Raw genomic sequence first — 2,032 nt, forward strand, 5'->3', positions numbered from 1 at the left:
GGCAACCAGCTGCGCCATGCCCCGGCTGTCGGGATGAAACGGCACGCCATGACGATGCCCTCGCTGGTCGTAGACCAGTTGCGCGATCTCTCCGCCGAAGTGCTGGTGGAGTTCCCTGATCAGCGGCGCGAGAGAGGTCGCGTCGGACAGCGGGCCGTGGAGATAGACGACCGTTGCTGCCGCATCGCGGCTGCCGTAGCGGGTCACTACGATGGGGGTGTCGTCGTCTGCGGTGACGGTGAACCGTTGGCGGTCACGGTTGCGAGTGAAGGATTCGGTGCTGGTCTTGGCATCGGACATCTCAGTTGCCTCCGGCGACGGCGGCGTTCATGATCGCGCCGGCGGAGGTGGCGATGATCCCGCCGACCAGGGCTGCGAACACGATCTTGGGTGACTCCACGGCTCCGCCGTGCCAGCGTTCCCACCCGAATTTGCCGCCTGCGTAGATCAGTGCCGCGATCCCGGCCAGCATCACCAACCAGCTCAGGTAGCCGACCAGGTTGGTCAGCTTCTCCCCTCCCGGTGGACGCGTCGGATTGACCGTGATCTGCTGGGACAGCACCGACAGGCTGTCTCCCACAACGGATAGCGTGGACATTCTCATCTCTCCGAATCCTGTTCTTCTGTAGCGGTTTTCAACGAAGTAGTGAGCGCGTCGATGAGCTCGCTGCCAGCGCGGTGCACGTCCGCGGGCACCGTCTCGGTCAGGCCGGACCGCCGTGGCGGGGCGGGGGTGAAGGGAGCGAACTGGGCGAGCTCTCCCAGTTCGCGTTCGACGAGTTCGTCGTGCCAGCCGATCTCCCACACGAGATCGGTCAGGTCCTCGACGACGGCTCGGTAGCGGCGCACCGCCGCCGGAATCCGGCCCGGCCGGGCGGCGGTCAGAACGACACCGACGACGTCGACGCCGTCAGGAGCTGATCCGGCGTGCCATTCGCGCAGCCGGTCGGCGCAAGCGATCAGCCCGGGCAGGCACAGCCGGGCCGCGACCACGACCCGTTGCGTGGTCTCCGGTGAGGCCGGCCATTGTTGTCCGCAGTCAGCTGCGGGTGCCCACCATCGCGCGACCGTCGACGTTCCGGCGCCGCCGTGAGCGCCGACGATCGCGACCAGTGGTGGATGAGCGCCGGTGATCGGCAGCGGTTCAGCGCGGTATCCAGCGCGATTGGAGGGAGGGTGCACTGTGGCCGGGTCCAACCGGCGGCCACCGATCGCGTGCAGCGGATGATCGTGAGCGGTCAGGGCAACCATGTCAGCTGCCTCGCTTCTGAACATTGGTGATGACCAGACCCGAAGGCGCGGCGGCGACGTTGACCAGCTGCAGGTAGTCCAAGCGGCGGCCGTCGGCCTGCAGTTCGACCAGGTGCACCTCGGCGGTGTTCTCCGCGATCACGCTTATACCGACGCAGTGAGTGACACCAACAGGCAGGGCGGCGATCGCGGCGGTGAGTCCTTCGCGTGTCACGCCGGACTGTGGCCCGACCAAGGCCAGTGCGGCTTCCGGGTTGCGTTGTACGTAGTAGGCGTGTTCGAACTTCGCGATCACCCCGACGGTGGTTGTTGTGTCACCCGCGCCGTCGGTCACCGTGTGCGAGGTCAGGCCGGCGCAAGCTCGCGCTCGTTGAGGGGTCGTCGGGCTCGGCGTGGTCGTTGTCACGCTCGCGAGCGTCGGGGTGGTCGATGTCGTGTTGATCGGCATCACGACGACCCCGATTCCCAGGACCACGACCGCGAGGGTTCCCGCAGCGCCGGTGGCGAACAAGGCTGTCCGAGTGCGGATTCTGGATCCTGGGCCCGGCGTGCCGGTCCGGTCGCCGGACCGCAGGTCGCGGGGATAGGCGTGATCGGGCTGTTCGTCGTCGGCTTGGAACGAGTTCAACCATCCAGCGCCGTGGCCCGGAATCAGGTGATCGCTGGGCATGAAGTTCACCTCCTCGAGGTGGGGCAGGGGTGGGGGTCGGGGCCCGGGGGGGGGGCCCGCCGCGAGAGCGCCACCGCGGGGGTGGGTGAGGTTGGAGACGGTGTGTGGAGG

Annotated in this window: 3 protein-coding genes and 1 pseudogene; all 4 read right to left on the reverse strand. The window is 67.7% G+C overall.

The window, feature by feature from the left end; genetic code table 11:
• Positions 1-300, reverse strand: a pseudogene (locus tag ACFWPJ_RS19260) (hypothetical protein); the annotation flags it as partial.
• A gap of 1 nt (position 301) precedes the next feature.
• Entirely contained in the window at positions 302-580 is a 279-nt protein-coding gene (locus ACFWPJ_RS19265) for a hypothetical protein (RefSeq protein ID WP_378830976.1), read from the reverse strand.
• A 20-nt stretch (positions 581-600) separates the two neighbouring features.
• Positions 601-1,251, reverse strand: a complete 651-nt coding sequence (locus tag ACFWPJ_RS19270; protein ID WP_378853147.1) for a hypothetical protein — start codon at positions 1,249-1,251, stop codon at positions 601-603.
• 1 nt (position 1,252) lies between these two features.
• Positions 1,253-2,032: hypothetical protein (locus ACFWPJ_RS19275; protein WP_378853149.1), on the reverse strand; the 780-nt coding region annotated here is incomplete at its 5' end.

This window comes from Nocardia sp. NPDC058497 (assembly GCF_042720195.1).
Classification (GTDB): domain Bacteria; phylum Actinomycetota; class Actinomycetes; order Mycobacteriales; family Mycobacteriaceae; genus Nocardia.

What these genes read in the sequence shown, in the direction of transcription:
- ACFWPJ_RS19270 (WP_378853147.1), bottom strand. Translation starts at nt 1,251, where the DNA reads ATGGTTGCCCTGACCGCTCACGATCATCCGCTGCACGCGATCGGTGGC.